The sequence below is a fragment of the Pseudoalteromonas sp. 3D05 genome, assembly GCF_002723455.1.
Lineage (GTDB): Bacteria > Pseudomonadota > Gammaproteobacteria > Enterobacterales > Alteromonadaceae > Pseudoalteromonas.
The window spans coordinates 68061-89213 of record NZ_PDUS01000021.1; the positions used below are offsets into that span (position 1 = coordinate 68061).

At 37.9% G+C, this 21153-nt stretch carries 20 protein-coding genes and 1 pseudogene; 11 read left to right on the forward strand and 10 right to left on the reverse strand.

All coding sequences use genetic code 11. The features are described 5' to 3' along the window. Nucleotides 1–110: 110 nt before the first annotated feature. Nucleotides 111–635: an ABC transporter permease gene (locus tag CSC79_RS17315; RefSeq protein ID WP_099296995.1), complete on the reverse strand. Its 525-nt coding sequence runs from the start codon at nt 633–635 to the stop codon at nt 111–113. A 453-nt stretch (nt 636–1088) separates the two neighbouring features. Here CSC79_RS17315 and CSC79_RS17320 point away from each other — a divergent pair, with 453 nt between their 5' ends. The 3 genes from CSC79_RS17320 to bfr (CSC79_RS17330) all read left to right on the forward strand — a co-directional run bounded on the left by CSC79_RS17320 (nt 1089) and on the right by bfr (CSC79_RS17330) (nt 4405). Continuing rightward, nucleotides 1089–3227, forward strand: a complete 2139-nt coding sequence (locus tag CSC79_RS17320) for a TonB-dependent receptor (protein WP_099296996.1) — start codon at nt 1089–1091, stop codon at nt 3225–3227. A gap of 229 nt (nt 3228–3456) precedes the next feature. Then, nucleotides 3457–3930 carry a bacterioferritin gene (gene bfr / locus CSC79_RS17325; protein ID WP_087531591.1) on the forward strand — a complete coding sequence of 158 codons (474 nt, stop codon included), beginning with the start codon at nt 3457–3459 and terminating at the stop codon, nt 3928–3930. Between the two features lie 10 nt (nt 3931–3940). Continuing rightward, nucleotides 3941–4405 carry a bacterioferritin gene (bfr, locus tag CSC79_RS17330; protein WP_099296997.1) on the forward strand — a complete coding sequence of 155 codons (465 nt, stop codon included), beginning with the start codon at nt 3941–3943 and terminating at the stop codon, nt 4403–4405. A gap of 62 nt (nt 4406–4467) precedes the next feature. On the opposite strand, the gene CSC79_RS17335 is transcribed toward bfr (CSC79_RS17330), so the two are convergent. The 5 genes from CSC79_RS17335 to CSC79_RS17355 all read right to left on the reverse strand — a co-directional run bounded on the left by CSC79_RS17335 (nt 4468) and on the right by CSC79_RS17355 (nt 10399). Further along, nucleotides 4468–4662: a (2Fe-2S)-binding protein gene (locus CSC79_RS17335; protein ID WP_058559189.1), complete on the reverse strand. Its 195-nt coding sequence runs from the start codon at nt 4660–4662 to the stop codon at nt 4468–4470. A 506-nt stretch (nt 4663–5168) separates the two neighbouring features. Continuing rightward, entirely contained in the window at nt 5169–6041 is an 873-nt protein-coding gene (locus CSC79_RS17340; RefSeq protein WP_143483840.1) for a hypothetical protein, read from the reverse strand. A gap of 372 nt (nt 6042–6413) precedes the next feature. Next, entirely contained in the window at nt 6414–6800 is a 387-nt protein-coding gene (locus tag CSC79_RS17345; RefSeq protein WP_087532947.1) for a diacylglycerol kinase, read from the reverse strand. Nucleotides 6801–6812: 12 nt separating this feature from the next. Continuing rightward, nucleotides 6813–8441 (reverse strand): phosphoethanolamine--lipid A transferase, encoded by a 1629-nt coding sequence (locus tag CSC79_RS17350; protein ID WP_099296999.1) that lies wholly within the window; start codon nt 8439–8441, stop codon nt 6813–6815. Between the two features lie 2 nt (nt 8442–8443). Next, nucleotides 8444–10399: an LTA synthase family protein gene (locus CSC79_RS17355; RefSeq protein WP_099297000.1), complete on the reverse strand. Its 1956-nt coding sequence runs from the start codon at nt 10397–10399 to the stop codon at nt 8444–8446. Nucleotides 10400–10571: 172 nt separating this feature from the next. On the opposite strand from CSC79_RS17355, the gene CSC79_RS17360 reads away from it, so the two are divergent. Together CSC79_RS17360 and CSC79_RS17365 are read left to right on the forward strand one after the other, a co-directional pair. Next, nucleotides 10572–11246 carry a response regulator transcription factor gene (locus CSC79_RS17360; protein WP_058429029.1) on the forward strand — a complete coding sequence of 225 codons (675 nt, stop codon included), beginning with the start codon at nt 10572–10574 and terminating at the stop codon, nt 11244–11246. Continuing rightward, complete coding sequence (locus CSC79_RS17365; RefSeq protein WP_099297001.1) at nt 11246–12652, forward strand: ATP-binding protein; 1407 nt, start codon at nt 11246–11248, stop codon at nt 12650–12652. The genes CSC79_RS17360 and CSC79_RS17365 overlap by 1 nt, the downstream gene beginning before the upstream one ends. 456 nt (nt 12653–13108) lie before the next feature. On the opposite strand, the gene CSC79_RS20285 is transcribed toward CSC79_RS17365, so the two are convergent. Further along, a complete protein-coding gene (locus tag CSC79_RS20285; protein WP_237114055.1) occupies nt 13109–13606 on the reverse strand; it encodes a hypothetical protein in 498 nt (165 codons plus the stop codon). A gap of 592 nt (nt 13607–14198) precedes the next feature. On the opposite strand from CSC79_RS20285, the gene CSC79_RS17375 reads away from it, so the two are divergent. After that, on the forward strand, nt 14199–15086 hold the full coding sequence (locus CSC79_RS17375; protein WP_099297003.1) for a DMT family transporter: 888 nt from the start codon (nt 14199–14201) through the stop codon (nt 15084–15086). Between the two features lie 88 nt (nt 15087–15174). Here CSC79_RS17375 and CSC79_RS17380 read toward each other — a convergent pair whose 3' ends face one another. Beyond that, on the reverse strand, nt 15175–16074 hold the full coding sequence (locus CSC79_RS17380) for a LysR family transcriptional regulator (RefSeq protein ID WP_099297015.1): 900 nt from the start codon (nt 16072–16074) through the stop codon (nt 15175–15177). Nucleotides 16075–16220: 146 nt separating this feature from the next. On the opposite strand from CSC79_RS17380, the gene CSC79_RS17385 reads away from it, so the two are divergent. The 4 genes from CSC79_RS17385 to CSC79_RS17400 all read left to right on the forward strand — a co-directional run bounded on the left by CSC79_RS17385 (nt 16221) and on the right by CSC79_RS17400 (nt 18877). Continuing rightward, nucleotides 16221–16760: an NAD(P)H-dependent oxidoreductase gene (locus tag CSC79_RS17385; protein WP_099297004.1), complete on the forward strand. Its 540-nt coding sequence runs from the start codon at nt 16221–16223 to the stop codon at nt 16758–16760. Between the two features lie 10 nt (nt 16761–16770). Continuing rightward, on the forward strand, nt 16771–17235 hold the full coding sequence (locus CSC79_RS17390) for a Dps family protein (protein ID WP_099297005.1): 465 nt from the start codon (nt 16771–16773) through the stop codon (nt 17233–17235). Nucleotides 17236–17326: 91 nt separating this feature from the next. Next, entirely contained in the window at nt 17327–18208 is an 882-nt protein-coding gene (locus CSC79_RS17395; protein ID WP_099297006.1) for a glutathione S-transferase C-terminal domain-containing protein, read from the forward strand. Between the two features lie 33 nt (nt 18209–18241). Further along, nucleotides 18242–18877, forward strand: coding sequence for a DsbA family protein (locus tag CSC79_RS17400; RefSeq protein ID WP_099297007.1), 636 nt, complete (start codon nt 18242–18244; stop codon nt 18875–18877). Between the two features lie 210 nt (nt 18878–19087). Here the strand turns inward: CSC79_RS17400 and CSC79_RS17405 are convergent, their stop codons facing one another. Then, nucleotides 19088–19690, reverse strand: coding sequence for a DUF998 domain-containing protein (locus CSC79_RS17405; RefSeq protein WP_343256254.1), 603 nt, complete (start codon nt 19688–19690; stop codon nt 19088–19090). Between the two features lie 130 nt (nt 19691–19820). Here CSC79_RS17405 and CSC79_RS17410 point away from each other — a divergent pair. After that, a pseudogene (locus tag CSC79_RS17410) lies at nt 19821–20573 on the forward strand (IS110 family transposase); the annotation flags it as partial. A gap of 42 nt (nt 20574–20615) precedes the next feature. Here the strand turns inward: CSC79_RS17410 and CSC79_RS17415 are convergent. Then, nucleotides 20616–21038, reverse strand: a complete 423-nt coding sequence (locus CSC79_RS17415) for a hypothetical protein (protein WP_099297009.1) — start codon at nt 21036–21038, stop codon at nt 20616–20618. Nucleotides 21039–21153: the final 115 nt, after the last annotated feature.

Genomic DNA, 21153 nt, shown 5'->3' on the forward strand with positions numbered 1-21153 from the left:
GATTTTAACAATAGAACCACTATTACTTGCAATCTATGCCTTGCCTAAATCGCTTTTAATCCCAACTGAAACTCGCATCTTGAGGTGGTTTGGGTATACGCACTGCATACTTACAACGTTGCAGATATCGATGTCGCAAAGGGCTTAAGTAATGTTTCTGCTTTTTCAGTTTTTTCACCCGAATCAGTATGAACAATTAGCACCCATTTTCCTGTGCTAGTTGCTTTTCTAACGTTGTTGATCAACGGGTCATGATCTGGACGAATTGACATAAGGCCAGCCACTAATAGAGCAATAAAAATAGTCACAGTACTTATACCTGCGTAAGTTTCGAAAACAAAGTTTTGAATAAACCCCACCCCAATAAATAAAAAGGCCGTGCTTATGACTAAGCCTACAACTAAACCAATAACACCAAACACAATGTGGGTTTTGAGTAAGGTTTTACCTATATTTTTATCCTCTGGCTCTACCTTTTCGCCAAAATTGTTATCATGAGGAGCAATAACATTTATGTTGCTTTGCTCAAATTGCGCATCTTGACTTAAAGTTTCGAATCCCCTGTTAGCCTGTTCTTCACTTTCAAAAACAGCGGCCACTTTAGTCGCATGATCTTCATTACTACTGGTTACCATGTTTCACCTCCAAGTGAATTAGAGCAATTTTAATGAATAAATTACGCTATTAATAAAACGTACTTACACGCTAGCAAAAAAAATACCGAACAAAGCAACTTTAAATAAAATGACACCGCGACCTAAATAAAACCTCGAAGATTAATTGTAAGCCATTGTTTATGAATAACATTAAAAAAACATTTAAATATCAATAACAGCTAATTCTTTTTTAAAATTGTCGCTTTACAACAATCTTCAGTCATAACATCAAGTAAATCATACACAATAAGGTAAATGTTGCGTTATGTATCAACCCCGTTGAAATAGTTAAAAGATACTTATCAAACACCTTTAAATACCATTAATAAAAACAATTATCATTCATCTTGCCTTTACAGTTCTTTGCATTTACTATACCGCCCATCAAGTTCAGCCTATTAAATACAGTAATAAGAAAATATAAGGATCTTCATGTTTAAAACCTCTCTAACCTTACTGGCACTTGCTGTTAGCACCACAACCTTTGCTGATGACACTATTAAAAAAGAGCAACTAACGGATGAACAAATGGAGCGTATTGTTGTTTCCGGTAGCCGTGTTTTTGAGAGCATTGATGAGGTCCCTGCATCAATTACCGTTATTAATCAAAAGCAGATTGAAGAGCATTTAAAAGTTAACCCTGAACTACAAAGCCTGCTTGCGCAAATGGTGCCGGGCCTCGCGCCTGATACTGGGAGTTCAAGTAACACAGGTCAAACACTGCGCGGCCGCGCTCCACTGGTGATGATTGACGGTGTGCCGCAATCAACACCATTGCGTAATGGTTCTTTAGGCATTAAAACGCTCGACCCAAGTGCCATAAGCAGAATAGAGGTTATCAAAGGCGCAACCTCTATCTACGGCAATGGCGCATCCGGCGGTATTATCAACTACATAACCAAACACGCTAAAAGTAATGATAAAACACAGGGCGAAATCAGCCTATCAAGTCGTTTTAGCGCAGTAAAACTAGAAGAAAGCGCTGGCGCAAGATTGTCAGCTGCCATAAACGGTCGCGCTGACAAATTTAGCTATTTAGTAACGGCAAGCTATGAAGAAAACGGCGTTCAGCGTGATTCGCAAGGCGATATTCTAGGTCTGCAATACGGCTTGTCCGATGCGGTTACAGAAAACTATTTTACAAAACTTGGCTATGATTTTGACGACGAAAAACAGCTACAATTTAGCTATAACTACTTTAGTTCACAGCAAAAAACAGACCTTGGTGATGTAAATGGTGATATGAGTTTAGGTGAAAAAACCTACGCAATTCATGTACCACCAGAATTACAAAAAAAAGGTAAACCACAAGGCCCTGAAGGCAACGAAAATATTACCCTAAAATACACAGATTATGCATTATTTGAAAACACCCAAATGACGCTAGATCTCTATATGCAAGATATAGAAAACGTATTTTTCTTCTCACCAAACCTCGCAAACCCTGAGGAAAACTTCGATGGTGGCCAATCAGTCATCAGCTCAGACAAAAAAGGCGCACGTGCTACATTTAATACACAAGTAGACTTCGACACAATTGAAGCTTCTTTTATTTATGGCATTGATGCATTAAATGATGTCACTTCACAGCCACTGGTAGATGGTCGTGTTTGGGTTCCTGAGATGGATATGAAAAGCGTTGCGGGATTTCTACAAACTAAATGGGTAATTGCGAATGACCTTATTGTCAAAGCAGGTGTTCGCCAAGAAAGCATTGATTTAAGCGTAGACGATTACCGCACACTCAAACTATGTAAAACGCCAACTCAATGCTCAATACCGATCAATGTAAAAGGTGACACCATTGATTACGATGCTACAACTTATAACTTTGGTATTAAATACAACCTTAGTGAAAAATTCAGCCCATTTATAAGTTACTCGCAAGGCTCTGATATATCAGATGTTGGGCGCCTACTTCGCGCAGCAACAGTAAACGATATTGGGCTTATTCAAACCCAGGCTTCAATTATCGATAATTACGAAATTGGCTTTAACTCACAGTTTGAAAACCTACGTATTGAAATCGCAGCCTATCGCAGCACCTCTGAACTTGGCACAACTAACAAATTTAACGAAGTGACTGGTGTATATGAGCCAGTACGTGCACCACAAGAAATTTGGGGCTACGAAACGCTAGTAGATTACACAATTGCCTCAAACCTTAAATTACTGGCAACCTATAGTTATGTTGAAGGTAAAAATACCGAAGCAGATTTGTACTTAGGCTCAAAACAAATAAGCCCGCCAAAAGCGACAGCAAACTTAAACTGGCAACCTGATGATAAAACATCACTGACACTGAGTTACCTACATGTTAGCGATAGAAAGCGCTTTGCACCAAATGACGATGGCAAGTATGTTGGCGATCAAGGCCCCGTCAACAGCTACAATATTTTTAACTTAAGCGGTCAATACAAATTTGACGATAACTGGCAGGGTTTTATAGGCATTGAAAACTTACTCAATGAAGACTACTTCCCTGCCCGCGCTCAGTCATATACATACGGCGGCTATAATATAAAAGGCCTCGGTACAACCGCTACTGTCGGTGTTAAATACCAGTTTTAATACTCTGCTTCTCTAACTCGTTCATTACACAGAGTAAAGAACGAGTTAGATTGTACCTTAAGCAATGCAGCAGAAATATAAATCGTAATCTGTTCATAATTAAACCAACAATGCAAACTTAAACGAGAATCACACTCAATAGTAACCAACTGATTTAAAAGGAAAATACTTGCAAAAAGTAATTTTTGTACTACACTACCTACAATAAATCTTTTAAAAGGTCACAATTATGAAAGGTAATCAAAAAGTTATCGACAGCTTCAATAAGTTATTAGCCAATGAGCTTGCAGCCATTGACCAATATTTTATCCACTCTCGCATGTATGACGATTGGGGTTTAGATAAACTTTATGTTCGCCTAAATCATGAGATGGAAGAAGAAAAAGATCACGCCGATTGGCTTATCAAGCGCATCTTATTTTTAGAAGGTGTTCCAAATATGACAAAACGCCGTGACTTGATTATTGGTCATGACGTTAAAAGCATGATGCAAAACGACTTAACTCTTGAACTTGAAGTTGTTGAATGTGTTAAAGAGGTTATTGCTGTTTGTGAACAAGAAAAAGACTATCAGTCTCGTGAAATCTTAGAAAAACTGTTATTCGATACAGAAGAAGATCACGTTTACTGGTTAGAGCAACAACTTGGCTTAATTGATAAAATTGGTAGCCAAAACTATCACCAATCACAAATGGGCGAATAGGAGCAAACACATGAAAGGCGATAAAGACGTAATTGTTGCACTAAACAAAGTCCTAGCAAATGAACTGGTAGGAATTAATCAATACTTTTTACATGCACGCATGTTTAAAGATTTTGGTTTTAGTGTACTTGATAAAGCTGATTACAAAGTGTCTATTCAAAAAATGAAAAATGCCGATCGTTTAATCGAACGTATTTTATTTTTAGAAGGCTTGCCTAATTTACAAGATCTTGGCCGTTTACGCATTGGTGAAAACAGCGAAGAAATGATCAACGCTAATATGAGCTTTGAACTAGATTCACTCGATGATCTTAAAGATGCAATTAAACTTGCTGAAAGCAAACAAGATTATATCAGCCGCGAAGCACTTGATAACATTTTAAACGAGCAAGAAGAGCAAATCGATTGGCTTGAAACCCAGCAACAGCTTATTAAAAGCACGGGTATTGAAAACTACTTACAATCGCAAATGTGAGCAGATTAAAAACAAAAAAAGCAGCTTAGGCTGCTTTTTTTGCTTTGCAACTAATACTGTAGCTACGCAACTTGATCTGTAATATCAGCTATTTCAATAAGCTTACGATTAAGGATTTTTTTAGTACAGCAACAACATTTACCGCACTGACTCCCGACCTTAAGCTCTTTACTGAGCTCACGCATCGTCATCGCACCTTCGTCGATTGTTTGTTCAATTTTTTTATCTGTCACACCGTGACATAAACAGATATACATGAATACAAACCACTCTCAATTACATTTGAGCCTGTATATTAATCTAAACGCTAACTGTTCGCAATTAGTTTTTAAAATAAATTGAGAATTATTTTTATTTGTGGCCAACGCCACTTAAATTGAGAATTCGCGGCAGCTTGAGAATTGTTTGAATTTCATTCGAAGTATGGCACTTAAATTGAGGTTTATTGATCCTATTATGGCCTTAAGTTGTGCCATATAAATCGAGATTAAATTATCTTACAAAGGCTCTAAACTGTGCCATCCAATTCGAGATTTATTAATCTCACCAGCTCTTAAATTTAAGTAAGATTAGCTTTAGGTAAATAAGTAGTGAGTTCATGAATTGATCTCATAAAGGCTTTAATAGCCTTTATGAATAAATATGGAATTTATTGAAGCGTTTCTATTTCCGGTTTGTGCCAGAAGCAGACATTGGTAACGCTTTGCTAAGGGGCTAAAAATAGCTGGCTGTAGTAGTAAAATGTTTCCGAGTGCAGCTTTTGTTATGCATTGCCACGCAAAAGCCATGCAAGTTCATTTACAGGTAAAGATTCATATTTGATATTCGATAGACCATCGCCTTCGTTCCAGTCCGTAACAATCTGTGCCGTACATTCGAAAGGAATATTGTTCGTTTCGTAGAATGCTAAGATACGATCTTTACAAACGCTCAGTTCTGAATCAAATACTTTTAATAAAAATTGGTATATGCGGCTTATAATATCCGCATATTCAAAAATCAACTTCGTTAGATTTGCATCGTCATCTAGGGCGTCAATATCTACTCTAACGCTTTTCCAATCGTAATTAGAGTTAAGTATTTTTACCTTAGAAAGATTGACCTTCACCTTTTTTTGAGGAATAGCACTTGCAAGGTTGTTTATATCGTATTTCAGTGAGGAGACAGGAAGACCATAATGCAGCGCATAATTTCTCAGCTCATACATGAGACGATAACTTATATTCTTTTTATGGAGTTTCCTTCTGTAATCATTCCAACTTGATAATTTTTGCGATTCTTTCCCAAATTCTGACTTTAATTTTGATTCTGCAAGATTTAAAAATGCATTGGCTGAAGATAGCAAGTTAGTAAATCTTTGCTGAACCTCAGCCAGCGAACTGATAGCCTCCATATGGTTCATAATACCGTCAACTAATTCGTTATTGGGGTCAGATATTTGACAAATGAAATTCTCCAGATCTTTAATGTTTCTCTCGATAGCCTCATAAGCATATGAGATAGGCTGCAAAAAATAAATCACTTCAAAACTCTTATAAAGCTCTTTTAGTTCTAGATCATCAATAGTTTTTCGACCTATTGATGTATCTACTAAACCTTTAGCATTTATAACTTGAAACATTACCCTTTTGTTCAATTCCGGCTCCTTTCACTCATAACAACTTATTGAAAACCATGGCGGTGGTTCATAACACACAAAAACGGCGTATATTATATAACTTGATAATTTCACCAGTAATTGCTTTTGTAAACAAGTAATTAAAATGGCTGGGAATTACGCTTGTTATTTTGCACCAAAACGGCGTTTAATAATGTTATTGCACAAAATTAGGTTTTTACTCAAAACACAGGAATAAATTTAATTTTTTCAGTGTCCGGTTATCGCTCAAAGCTGAATTTCGGCAAAGTGCCATAAGCGGACATTCAAGCGTAACTCGTTTCTGCCCCAAAACGAGTTTAGGCGACGGTCTCAAATGAGCGATAAGCGATCATTGAGATTGGATAAATTTTAAAAATAACCAATATAGCTTATAAATACAGCAATCCAGACGAATGAACATATCAATAGCGCAATTAATACTGCTGCGGAGCCTAAATCTTTAGCGAGACCTGACAATGGATGAATCTCTAAGCCAACTCTGTCTATTGTTGCTTCTATTGCTGTATTAACAACCTCTGCGAATATCACAAATAAAACAGAGATTAGTAGCATGACCTTTTCGTAAATACCTATCTGCCAAATCGAAATTATAGTTAGCGATAAAGCGAGTAAAAAAAGCTCTTGTTTAAAAGCAGCTTCATTTTTAGCAAGCCATTTAAATGCACGCTGTGAATTTTTAAAAGCTAAAACTACTCGATTAATACCTGACGGCTTATTTGCACTATCAAATTGCATTGGAAACTCTCTTTATAGACTTAGGGCCTTACAGGCGTTAAAAATATCGTATTCAGGTTGGTATTGACTGCTGCTTACTTGAGTTAAGCCAAGTAAAGTGTCAAAAATATTGTCGTGTGAAAATACTTTTGAGCGTTGTAACTCAATACAATCATTAAATTTAGAGTTAGCGAGCTTATTACTCCAAAAAATCATTGGGATATGAGTTTGCTCGATTGGTGCTAATGCATAAGGAAACCCATGAAGGTATAAGCCTTTTTCACCAAGTGACTCACCGTGATCTGACACATACAAGAGTGATTTTTCCATTTCGTTACTTGCTTGTAATACTCTTATCAACTGGCTTAACACCTTGTCTGTGTATGCGATAGTATTATCATATGTGTTTGTTAGTTCAGTTGTTCTACAGTTCTGAATATCGCTTCGAGAGCAATCAGGTTTAAACAAACTTTCGTGTTCAGGGTAACGACGATAATAAGTTGGTCCATGTGAACCTATCATATGTAGAACAACCAATTTATGTTTAGCGTTACTAGTCGCTATCTTGTCTGCTAGTTTCGTAACTAATATTTCATCAAAACAGTAATGACCATCACATAACGGATGTTCTTTATTCGGCTCAATGTTGTCTGACTTGATGCGAGCACACACTCCTTTACAGCTGCTGTTATTATCAATCCATGTTACTTCAACACCACTACGTTGAATAATGTCTAGAGCATTTTCTTGACTACTAGCAAGCCGAGAATCATATTCTTTGCGGTTCAGTCGTGAAAACATACAGGGAACTGAAATAGCCGTCGCCGTTCCACACGATGAAACATCACTAAAATACTTTACGCCTAACTTGGGAGTATACGCATTCGTTGTTCGACTATAGCCTTGTAGTGAAAAGTTAGCCGCCCGAGCTGTTTCCCCGACAACCATTACAGTTAGCGAGGTGCTCGTTTTATTTTTTAAAGTGGGCAAGTTATCGAGTACCTTGAAAGGTAATGGTGGATAAAAGTAATTATCCCTCAGGTATTTATAACTTGCTGTATAGAATGCAAACGGGGTGATATAACTTGTTAGCTGTCGGTTGTTGCGGCCAACAGAAGCGTACTCTTTATAAAAGGGTACAGCGATTAAGGCACAACAGAGCAAAGCTGATAGATTTAGCTTCGTAAAACTTTTTAAACGAACTCTAAAACTCCCAATAATTGTGAACTTGGAAAATAAGTAAGTAGGTACAATCCCCAATAAAAAAATAAATAACACAAGCTGAAAGTTCAAGTATGAAAATGCTTCACCTGAATTTGTTTCAACAATATTTTGTAACATGCTCTTGTCAAAAATAACGCCATAATTAAGTGTTGAATAAAACAATAATGAGCAAACTAAAACACTAAATAGAAGTATAGCTTTAACAAAAGTAATTAAGGACAACCAACTTAAAACTAAAACAGTCAATGAGAAAAGCAATAAAGGGACCGACGCGATAAAAAGCCAATTTATATGCCCTGACTGTGTTGCAGCCATAAAAGTATTGTATAAAAACAAGCCATTAAATGCGATAACGATATACATTGAAACTAAGCAAACAAATTGGCTGTAACTTACTTGCCAAGACGAAATACAAAATCTTTTAAAAGCAATTTTCATAGTTATTCCTTATCACTACTTTTATCAACTAAACGATAAAGCTGCTCGGTGTAAGCTAAGTTGCTAAATAACACATGAGCTAGTGCTTTTTCAGCCAACGTTTGATCAACGTTTAGCTGTTCATTTTTTTCTTGTATTTTGGTTTGTTTGTTATAGCGCCAATAGCTGGTTTGTTGATTTGGCATTAGGATGACAGCGCGATCATTTTCTAGGTATGCAAAATTGTCGTAGTACTGCATCATTGCGCGTTCAACTGGATAACTTTTAGTCAGATCAAAGCCCAGCATAGGGGTTGCTTGGTCAACTCCTAAAAGTGACATCAAAGTAACAGGTAGATCAATTTGACTAACGAGTCTTGGATCGCGTTTACTTTTCATATCGCTGTTTAAAACAACAGCGGGTATATGAAAAGACTTCAAAGGGACAGGTTCAGAGCCAAAAACACGCACATCATGGTCTGCCACAACCAAAAAAACGGTGTTTTCCCAGTACGACTGTGTTTTTGCTTTATTTATAAATTTCCCTAGTGCGTAATCGGCATACTTAATTGCAAGATCACGCTTATAGTTTTCAGGGTTATGTCCTTTGGGTAGCGATACTTTGCCTTGTGGTATATCAAACGGATCGTGATTACTAGAAGTAAATACAAGACTAAAAAATGGCTCTGTCGAATTACTTAATTTAGTCAGTTCTTTATCTGCTTGATTGAATAAGTCCTCATCACTTACTCCCCAAGAGGAGATAAACTGGGGATTTTCAATATGGTTGATGTCAACAATATCGTTAAACCCGTTTCCTAGAAAAAAGCTTTTCATATTGTCAAAATGGCTTTCACCGCCGTAGATAAACTGTGTTTTGTAGCCTTCTTGACTGAATACATCCGCTAGTGAAAAAAAGTTATGCTGCGATTTAGATAGTTTAACTACTGAGCGAGATGGTGATGGTGTAAAACCTGTGGTAATTGCTTCAATACCTCTTACGGAGCGCGTGCCCGTAGCATAAAGGTTGTCAAACCCCCACCCTTGTTGATATAGCTTATCAAGTTCGGGAGTAATATCTAACCCACCAAGTTCTCCAACAAATCGGGCACCTAAACTTTCCTCAAGTATTATAACTAAGTTTTTTTTAACACCAGACACAAAAGGCTTGTTGTGCGCCAAGGTTGGAATATTTCCAGCGACAAACTGTTTTCGATAAGAAGCCTTTTTGACCGTATCTATAATTTTTTGACGAGACATTGTGCCATACAAATTACTGGCACTTTTTTCGTTACCCATGTTTTTCAGCGCAAACGCAACACTGTAAGTGGAGTTAAGAACAAGTGAGTTTATTAGTGAATCTTGAGAAAAATAGACTAATGCAGGGTTAAGCGGTCGGTGATTTAATGTACCTCTAGCAGCAAATAAGCAGATTATTAAAGCAGCCATTAGAATGGGTAAATTGGATGCTTTTTTCAGTGACGGTGGTTGTGTGAATGCTCTGCATAAAAGGCGATAGCTATAAACGCTTGTTAACGAGGCCAAAAGCAATGTACTTAGCATTGCAAAAAGATGGCCATGCACTAACATTGAGAAGACTTCTTGTGGGTAATCAAGGTATTCAATATATAATCGGTTAGGCCTTACATCATATTGATTGATGAATGCAGGTGTTGATGCTTCAACAATAACAACTACAGTTACAACGCAGCTACCGTAAAGTGTAAAAATACGCTGGAAAAGCTCTGTTTTAGGGCGTGCAACTACATGCAGTATCAGTATAAAAACCCCAATAGTTGCTAAGTATCCAATGCTACTTAAGTCTATTCTGATTGCTCCTGATATGATCGGCCAAATATCACCATCATTTAATCTTGAATGTTGCCAAAACAATAAAGCAATGCGGGAAGTTATAAAGATTGATATCAATATAATAGTAAAACGCAACAAGGGTTTTAAAACGGAAGTATTTGCTGTCATAGTTGTGCTCGATCTTAATAATTGCAGCAATACTAAAAACCGAAACTTAAGAAATCCTGAGTCTAAACTTAATATTGGCTAAACTATGGAAACTTAAGCAAGTCTTAAGTAAAACTTAAGCTATATGGCGTAACCTAATGATGAAGATGCATTTCAGGTGAATGAGTAACACATGAAGTTATTAATAATTGAAGATTCAGCGTCACTAAGGCGTAGTTTACGAATTGGCTTAGCAAATCTAGGCTTTGCGGTTGATGACACCGGTGATGGTGCACAAGGGCTGAGTATGGCGATGACAGGTGAGTATGAGCTTATAATACTTGATATTATGTTACCGAGTATCGATGGCATTACTTTATTGCAAACCATAAGAACCAAACAGCTTGATTCTAAAGTCTTAATTTTGTCAGCTAAGCAAGAACCTGAAGACCGTGTTTTAGGGCTTTTAACAGGAGCGGATGATTATCTGACTAAACCCTTTTCATTTGATGAGCTCCACGCTCGACTGCTAAATTTAATGCGCCGTGGAGGATTGAAGATGATGAGTGATATCATAACTATTGATAATTTAGCACTGAATTTACAGTTAAAACTGCTAAAAGTTGCTGACAATGTTATCGACTTAACACCCAACGAGTACAAAATTGTCGAATGTTTATTTAGCAATCAAAATAAAGTGTTTAGTGCAGAAAAGCTAAGTACCTACCTTGCAGGGCAATATGATTTGATATCAAAGAACTCGATTGAAGCCCATTTATCATCTGCTCGCAAAAAAGTAAGAGTTGCAGGGGGGGAGCTGCCAATTCAGACCAAACGTGGTTTTGGTTACATTGTACAAGGACAATAATGAAATCTATTCGCAGTAAATTAGTTGTTACACTCTCGGTAACTATAACTAGCTTTGTTTTATGCATTTTGTTGGCAACCGACATTGCTGTTGATAGTTGGATAGATAATGAGTTTGATCGCAGCCTGCAATCCAAAGCAGGTATGTTAATGACCTTAGTACATAAAACTGATGAAGGTTTTTCGTTTAGTTTTTCTAGTGAGTTTATGCCCGAGTTCGCAGGGGAAATAGAGCCTGAGTACTTTCAAATATGGAGCAAAGAAGGCACTTTCACTCGCTCCAAAAGTTTAGATTTATTTGAGGTTAAAAACTTACCATATGAAAGCTTAGAAATTGGCGAATCAAAAATACGCCCTTTACAATTACCTGATGGCCGAGGTGGTCGAGTGTTTTATAGTCGTTTCATACCACAAGGAAAAGACAATACATCAGAAGATACATATAAAAAAACAAATGATGAGCCACTGACTTTAGCTTATGCAGCGTCTTCTGAGGAAGTTGATTTTGTACTTTGGTTGATTGACGTTATTTTTATAGTCACCACAATTACAGTTATTGTATTTATTCGATTATTTGTCAGGAAGGCGATAGATACATCACTTGCGCCATTAATTAAACTCAACCAAGATATCAGTCAGTTAAGTATTACCAGTGAAGGCTCACAGATATTTATACAAGAGCCAGTTAAAGAGCTCTTGCCTATTGTTGAAAGCTTAAATGCTTTTATTAAAGAGAATAGACAACTTTACCTAAGGGAAAAGCGACTTACATCCGATATTGCCCATGAAATAAAAACGCCCATTGCCGAACTTATAAATATGGCAGAAGTTGCTATCAGGTTTCCAAATGAGATTGAGCTCAATGAGGATTTTAAGCCTGAAGCGTTGAAAATAAGTTTACGGCTTAAAAATATCGTGTCGAACTTATTGCTATTACATAAATACAGTAATGGTAAGCTAATCAAACAAGATGCTTGTGATTTAAATCAAGTCATTACCAGAGTCTTAGAAAACACTGATTTATCGCGTGTAAATTTGGAGTTGAATGAGAATGCACCAGCAATTATAAGCAACTTGTTTGCCCTCGAATCAATTATTAGCAATTTAGTTAACAACGCTAAACAATACAGCCCACTAAATTCAAAAATTTTAGTTTCGACAATGATTTCAAAAGAAAAACTTTTATTTTTGTCAGTTACTAACTCCCTTATTGAACCTTTGAGTGATAATGATATAGACCAATTATTTGACCCTTTATGGCAAAAAGACACTTCAAGAACATCGAATGATAACTTTGGATTGGGGTTATCAATCGCTAAAACGCTTAGTAAAGCAATTGATGCGCAATTAAGTGCAGAAGTTAGTGACAGAAAAATCACATTCTCTTTAGCCTTAAACACTGATTAGTTTATTTAGCCCTACATAGAAATAAAGGCTGGGGAATGCAAATATGTGATGAGGCTCCTAAATACTTAATTGTACTGGTAGCTATCAAACAATCAACTCCGTTTCTGCGGCTTAGCAGGGTGTTGTTATCATTATACATTTTACAGATCCGTCCTTCGGCTCTAACTCGTTTTTGTCCAAAAATGAGTTTGATCGACCGTCTGCTTTGATGAAGTTCGGTTCAGTGCCAGCGGACCTTCAACCATAGCTCGTTTCTGCCACATTTCCACTTAGAGTTTTCGCTCATTATCTGTTCATGTGGTGTTGTCATACCTGGCTTCATTCAAAAAATGTGGAAGCGTTACACTTATCAGGGTCAATACCTTAACCAAAAGAGTGAAATACCTAGAAATGAAAAATGACCAGTCAAGCAAGTCTGGTCATTGTAATTAGTCTGGGGTTCGTAGTGTTTTGATATTAGTCAACTAGCTTCGGAACATCGCCGCTGAGGTCGATCCAAGGGTTAGTACCTAGGGTCTCAGTACCTTGCACACTTGGTTCATCGTAACGCATCTCAAAGTTTTTAGGACCGTGTGCATATGCAACAACCAAACCATAAGGTGCATCTAAGAAACCTCCGTGAGGGCCTAGTCCAGGGTAACTAATTCTCCATGCATCACCATCCGTTGATACATAGCCCAGAGTTAGTTTACCTACTACATTATTCGCTAGCGCGAAAAACCATGTCCACTCCCCACCTGACACTATAGTCATCACTTCATCAATACCCTGGCCATTGTCTGAACTATTGACATGCAATTTGCCAAATTTCTCCTGTAAATAGTGCATAACTTCTGGAGTCATTGCTTTCATATCATAAACCTTTGGATATGGAGCAACGCCAACTTCAGATGTCGACAAGAAGCCGCCTCTGTGTGCCTCTGGTACTCGGCCAGCCTTCTTGATTTGATCCAATAAGTCACCGCGGTGCATAGAAAAGAGTGAGATTAGTTTCTCGGTTTCTTTTTTTGTAATAGCTCTTTTTTTGGATATTTCGAGGATAGGCTTAGCCTCTTCAGGTAGGGGAACCCTGCTAACTCGTACTCCAACAGTTTTGAGCACTTTGTTTACTTTTTCAACTCCTCTCGTCGGCACTCGACCGTCACTGTAAGACAAGGTAAGTTGGCCCTCTGTTGATATTGTTTTCGCTACGCTTTTTGCGACCGGCATAGTGGCAATCGCGCTCACTAAGACTAAGTTAATTAATTTTTTCATTATTCGCTCTCCTGACGGATTATAGGACGGTGAGTTGTGTTTTCAGGCCTAAGTGTAGGAGTTGTGCTAAATCAAATAAACAGCACTCAGGTAAACTAATTGTTTACCAACAGTGAATTAATGATATTTAGATAGATTAATTCTGAGTGATTTACTATGAATTATTTACTATTGGTAAATAGTTAAATCACTAAATGGATGTTTAATTACTCAATACGACTGTTATGGTTAAGTCTATGGTGCTTGAGCACTAGTAAAGAATTTCCCCCTTCCTTAAATTAATGGTCTCGATGTGAAAAATATTAAATATCACCTTTTGTCCTTATTAGTGACAGCACTGGTTGCAGGATCTTTTTTATCTTCAGAAAAACTATCCGGTGTAATCAATCCATTCTCCTTAACATTATTGAGGTTCCTGCTTTCAGCGCTGGTATTACTTCCTTTTATTCTGACAAAGAAACGTTTTCTCAAAATAGCGAAAAATGTTTTTCCTAGAAGTCTTATCATGAGCCTTTTCTTTGCGATCTTCTTTATATGTATGTTCATGGCATTGGAGACAACCACGGCATTAAACACAGGAACATTGTATACATTAGTGCCATTTATTACTGCCATTGTCAGTGTTTTCCTCTTTAAGGAAAAATTATCAATTCCGATGCTTGGCGTTTATTTGGTAGGAGCTATAGGTACATGCTGGGTGATTGTGCAAGGAAATTTAGAGACATTATTGAGACTGAACCTCAATAAGGGAGACATCTTATTTTTGCTCGGCTGTATCTCTATGGTGTGCTTCTCTGTCTCGATGAAAGTTTTTCATCGTGGAGAAGAAACCATTGTTACCGTATTTTGTACTCTGTTGGGAGGTGCCTTCTGGATGATACTAGCATTGTTTGTATTCCATCAACCACTAGACTGGTTTGCCTTAAATGCCGAGCTTGCCCTGCACATGCTATACCTCGCTTTGTTTGCGACTTTGGTCTCAACCTTTATTATCCACAAAACTACTATTGTACTGGGGCCTGCAAAAGTGATGGCTTATATTTATCTAAGCCCTGTATTTGTTGCGTTTATCATGTTGTTATTTCAGGGAAAAAGTATACCTACAGCGGTATATCCGGGTATTGCATTATCCATCTTTTCTACAGTGATATTACAGCTGACGAATAGTAACGCCAAGTGAAACTAAGTCTATTGAAAAATCTGGCCACCTTCTCGCAAAGGTGGGGTTTTCATGTTTAAGTAAGCAATTGTATAGGAGATTATGACGGTTAATGTTGCTTTCTTTCGAAGTGTTTGACGACAAAATCAATAAAAGTCCTGACTTTTTGAGACTGCTCTTTATGGAAAGGGTAAACAACATACAGTGAATGCTCTTCCGCTTGCCACATCGGTAAAACCTCAACTAATTCTCCAGATTCTAACTCATCATTAACGAATAAATCAGGCAGTAACAAAATACCATGGCCTGCGCACGCTGTTTGCTTGAGTGCTAACCCGTTATTTACAACGTAAGAGTTAGGTGGAAGTTCGATCTCTTTGACTTCATCCTCATTTCTGAATAGCCAGCGTCTTGCTGATGAAGAGAAACTGTATATGAGACATTTATGGTGAGCGAGATCTTCAGGCTTGAGGACCTTACTGCACTTTGAAAGGTACTCCGGAGAAGCACAAAGCACTCTTCTCATATTGATAAGCTTTCGGGATCTCAGGCTGGAGTTACTTAATTCGCCCCCACCCCGAATTGCAATATCAATTCCTTGTTCAATTAGATCGATATATTGGTCGCTCATGACAATTTCAACAGATAACTCGGGATGTTGATGCATGAATTCACAAACGATGGGGTTAATTTCTAAAAGGCCTAAGGACATAGGAACACTTATTTTCAGTGAGCCTTTTAAGATATCAGAGGACTCCATAACTGATAAATCAGCATGTTTCAAATCATCTAATATGTTGCAAACTTGTCTATAATAAAGTTGTCCATTATCAGTAATATGCATGTTGCGAGTAGTACGGTTGATCAACGGACTTTTAAGATAGTCCTCCAGCTCACTAATATTCTTACTAATAGCGGCTTTTGATAGGCTTAAATCTTCTGCTGCCGCTTTGAAGCTTCCTAGTTCCACAACCCTTCTGTAAACGGTTAGAGCCCTTATTTTATCCACGTCAACCTCATTTAACTTTCTATTGTTTACCATTGGTAAACTATTTTGTTACTAATATATAGTTTATTCATCATAAGTGGTCAATTAATATTTATTTTAATCGCCAACGCAAGAGGTTGGTCTCAAAAATTAAATAGGATGAAATCATGAAAAAAGTACTCGCATTTTCGGGAAGTAATCATAGCCACTCAATTCATAATACTCTGATTCGCACGTTAGCAGCTTGTGCTGCTCGAACAGAAGTGACTATTTTGGATTTGACTGATTTTGATTTACCAATGTATAGCATTGATGTGGAGTCAAAGGGTATCCCTACTGATGCTATAAAGCTGAGACAAGTACTAGTTGAGCACGATGCTTTGATTATCGCCTCACCGGAACACAACGGATCTATGCCTGCATTCTTAAAAAATGTGATTGACTGGCTTTCACGTGTAGCTGAACCAAGTAAGCCCTTTTTTGGCAGCGATAAGAAGCCCGTTCTTTTAGTCAGTACCTCTCCTGGACCAAATGGTGGTGCAACCAATCTCAAAACGATGGCAGAGTTAATGCCATGGTGGGGTGGTGATGTTAAAGGTTCATATAGTTTAGGGAATTATCAAGAGAAAAGTCATGAGGGTGAGTTTGACCAGAAAACAAGAATAGAGCTGAAAGCTCTTATGTCTTCCTTTGAATATTCACTGTAGGAGTATAAATATGAAAGTAGATATTGGAATAAATGAACAGGATCGAGTTGTGATTGTAGAAGCGCTTAAACGCCTTCTAGCAGACTCATACACCTTATATTTGCAAACACATAATTTTCATTGGAATGTTACTGGTCCCCAATTTCGTGAGCTACACCTTATGTTTGAAGAACAATACAACGCATTGGCAATCGCCGTTGATGATATTGCTGAGCGAATCCGAACACTGGATGAAGTTGCGCCTGGGACTTACAAGGCGTTCGCTAAACTGAGTTCAATTGCTGAAGTCGATGGCGTGCCTGCGGCGACGGGAATGGTATCTATTCTTATTCGTTCTCATGAAAAAGTAGTTAAGACTTGCAGAGACGTGCTGAGATTGGCTCAAGGTGGGGATGATGAATCTTCTGCATCATTGGTCTCTGATCGAATGCGAGAGCATGAAAAAGCGGCATGGATGTTACGTTCAATGTTGTGAGTCAAATTTATCACTGTATACCTCAACAATGTAACGTTGAGTAAAATTTCACGTTACATTAGTCTCTGTTTCAAGTACTTAGGAGTAACGAATGGCTGTATTAGAAAAAGGGATATGGTATCCCAATAAAGAAGCAAATAACTTGTCTTATGAGGACAGCTTCGAACTGCCGAAAGCCGCTGAGCAAGGTCGATATCACTTGTATATGTCGTTTGCTTGCCCTTTTGCTCATCGACCTTATCTAGTGATCAACTATTTGGGGTTGAATAATGCAATCACTGTTTCTTCTGTTGCAGCAAAACGATATTCAGACAGATGGTTATTTGACGACTTCAACGCGGATCCTTTGTATAGTTCTCAAAATCTGGTAGAACTTTACCAACGAGCAAATCCAAATTACACAGGAAGAGTGACAGTACCTGTACTTTGGGATAAACAAGAGCATACCATTGTAGGTAATGACTCCTCTTCGATAGCGATGGAGTTAGCTACCAAATGGTTACCTTTAGCTAAGAACAAAGTTGAATTGGTTCCAGATAGTCTGCGAGAAGAAATAGAGAAGCTCAACGAGTGGTTGCATCTTAATGTGAATCGAAAAGTCTACCACGTTGGTTTTGCCACAGATCAAGCAGAATATGACCAAGCCAGTGACACCTTGTTTGATGCTATGGGGCAGCTTGACAGAAGACTAAATCAAACTTGTTATCTGCATGGTTCGAATATTACTCTATCGGATCTATTTTTATTGCCAACACTTGTCAGGTTTGAAGCGGTTTATGAAGTTCATTTTAAGGCTAATAAAGAGCCGCTAAAAAATTTCGAGAACTTATACCGCTATATGTTGGATTTACTCAGTCAAGAGAGCATCAGAAAAACGATTGATATCGAATACATGAAGCAGCATTACTACTTCTCGCACAAGCACATTAACCCATATGGAATTGTTCCAGCCGGGCCTGCCATCAGTTGGTGAACCAGTAATATTTTACAATCTTGGATAATAGTAATGAGCAAACAGATTAGAGTCGATTTTTTTCACGATGTCATTTGTGGGTGGTGTTATGTTTTGTCACCTCGACTACGCCAGCTTGCAACAGAGTTTAATTTAAATATTCATCTTCATGCATTTGCTTTGTCTGCAACACGGGAAGAAATGGTTGGCAAGTTTGGTTCAATGAAACAAGCAAAGCAAACTATTTTGGGACACTGGGAGCAATGTGCACGTGCCGACGATAGCAAGCGCGTAAACGTCGAAGGGATGCGCCATCAGACGTTTGAATACCCATTTTCAACGCCAGGTTTGGTGGCATGTAAGGCTGCCGAACAACAGGGAGGAGTCAATGCTTACTGGTACTATTTTGATGCTGTAACACATGCACATATGAGTGAGAACAGAAATATCGGTGATTTAGACGAACTTGCAGAAATTGCTGGTGAGGTTGGGCTGAATAAGGCTCGTTTTCTTGATGACTTTGCTTCTTCAGAGCGACAAGCAGAGATACAACGCGATAGGAAGTTGGCTCAAGAATATGGGGTTACTTCTACGCCAACGTTGATTATCAATAAAAGGTGGGTTGTATCAGGTGCTCTCGATATTACTGCATTACGTAAAATACTAAAAGAGATCGCAACCAAAGTTTGATTTCCTGTGAAAGTTTTTCAACTTTTTACACTGCCTTTTTTTGCCAGCTGGGTTGCTGGCTTTTTTATTTTCGCATGAATTACCTTAATCCATGCTACCCACACTAGAAAAAGTCCCTAAGTCACTTCGGTCCAAAAACAAGTTTACCCGACCGTCTGCATGCTTTAAGCCTAAATACTGTGAATTGCAGTGAAGTTTGCTAGGTTGTATTTATCCTATTAAAAACAGTGAATAAACGAACAACCAAAGTATTTGAGAGCCATAACTAAGTCTTTGATATAAGCCTGGAACGGTTTTTAATTTGAATGCTTGGGTTAATTTATAAGAAAAATAAAAGCAGCACAGCAGACAAACCGCTGAAATAAAACGAAGTAGCAACGGGTAAGAGCTTGAAAAAATAACGATTTTAGGCGCTATGATGAATGAAACTAGTAGTATTAGCCCTGACCAAGAATGGATTTTACAACTTTGCGAAGGTGAATTTGTATATGCATCAGCATCCATAGGAAACCAGCCACAGACCCACGTGCATATAGCATGTATGACAACCATTACACCTATTGCTACTGTAGGCAGGTGTGATTGGTATTCGATGATTAAGTAACATCCAAAAACAGCGAACAACACCCCTAAAGGGTAATTATTTATTAATGGCGACAGTTTTTGAGTGGGACTGCCATAAGCACCTAGCTCACTACAAAACTGCTTTGAGTGACTGTAGTTAGGATAAAACCTCGAGGCAATATATATACCTAAGATAATCCATACAGATGCGATGATCCCTGTATAAGCTAAAGTAGAGTCCAAATTCAATTCCTTTTAAAAGATTGGCGTCGTGGTCTTAAGTGAAATACCGTTAGTTCAAGTCACTGATAGAATAACAAATACCTTTAACTTTGCCTTTGATTAAAGCAAACTTTATGATGGGTGTCTTTGTTATTTTTTTATTATAGCTTGTGCTGAGGCGAATATTCCCTTCGTGATTGCTAATCCCGTGAACATAAAACGCTTCGCAGGCGCTATCGGCCAAAAAGCAAAAACTGATAAACTTGACGCGCAACTCATCGCTTATTTTGGTGAAGCAATTAAACCTCCTCTATCGTCTTTAAAGCCAGAGCAAATGCGCTTGATGAGTGATTTACTATCTAGAAGACGCCAGTTAATGGATATGCAAACAATGGAGAAAAATCGCTCTCAAATAATGCCAAAAACACTATCGTCACTCATAAAACCTATCTTAACTGCACTGAAAAATCAGATAGTAAAAGTAGATTTAAAACTACAAAAACTCATTAAAGAATGTGACGAATACGAAGCAAAAAATAACATTATTCAAAGCGTACCAGGTGTTGGAAATGTGGTTGCATTTAACTTGCTTAGCGACATGCCTGAGCTTGGTTATGTAAATAACAAAGAAGCTGCATCTTTAGTTGGCGTAGCGCCATTCAATCGAGAAAGTGGCGCTTACCAAGGCAAGCGAATGATACGCGGTGGGCGGCCAAAAATTAGAACCGCAATGTATATGGCAATGATGTCAGCGATTCAATGCAACCCAAAATTTAAAAACATTTATCAACGAATGATTGCAGCAGGAAAGCCTAAAAAAGTAGCCATCATTGCCTGTATACGAAAGCTTGTAGTGATCATAAATTCTATGGTGAGAGATGGTGTCATGTGGGATCCTAAAATGGTTTAAAATTAGGATTTGACACCATAGTCACTTGTTAAGTTTTCGTTGTTAAGGACATCTAACAGCCCAAATAGCGTCATTACCAAGAGCAGTCATGCATATATCTGGTGCAGTATAGGCGCCAGGGATCTCCGAGCCACAATATCGCTCATACTTTCCACCTGTATCAGAATGGTAAAATATACGGCAAGATGAGGCTTCAGACGTTTTTCTAACTGCTACCGAAGCAATGCAATTTTGATCAGCAGCACAGAGATCCGAGCACCCCCCATTAACAGCATCAAATATTGACATAGTTCCCTGACTAGCTATATAGCCACCTTCTAACTCAAACCAAGCTTGTTTAACGGTACTACCATCTGAGTTTACGAAATCTCGAAGGTTTATACTTAACAATCCGTTGCTGGGGCTAATACCACAGCTTTGAAGTTTATTACCTGTACCATCGTCGAAAAATGTTGCAGTTGACATATTTGTTAATGTACCAGTAGGGACTGTATGAATGGCTGATGGGCAGCCTTCTGGATATTGACCTAAGTTTGCTAAAAAAATAAACTAGACAGCCACTTTAATTGAGCAAATAAAA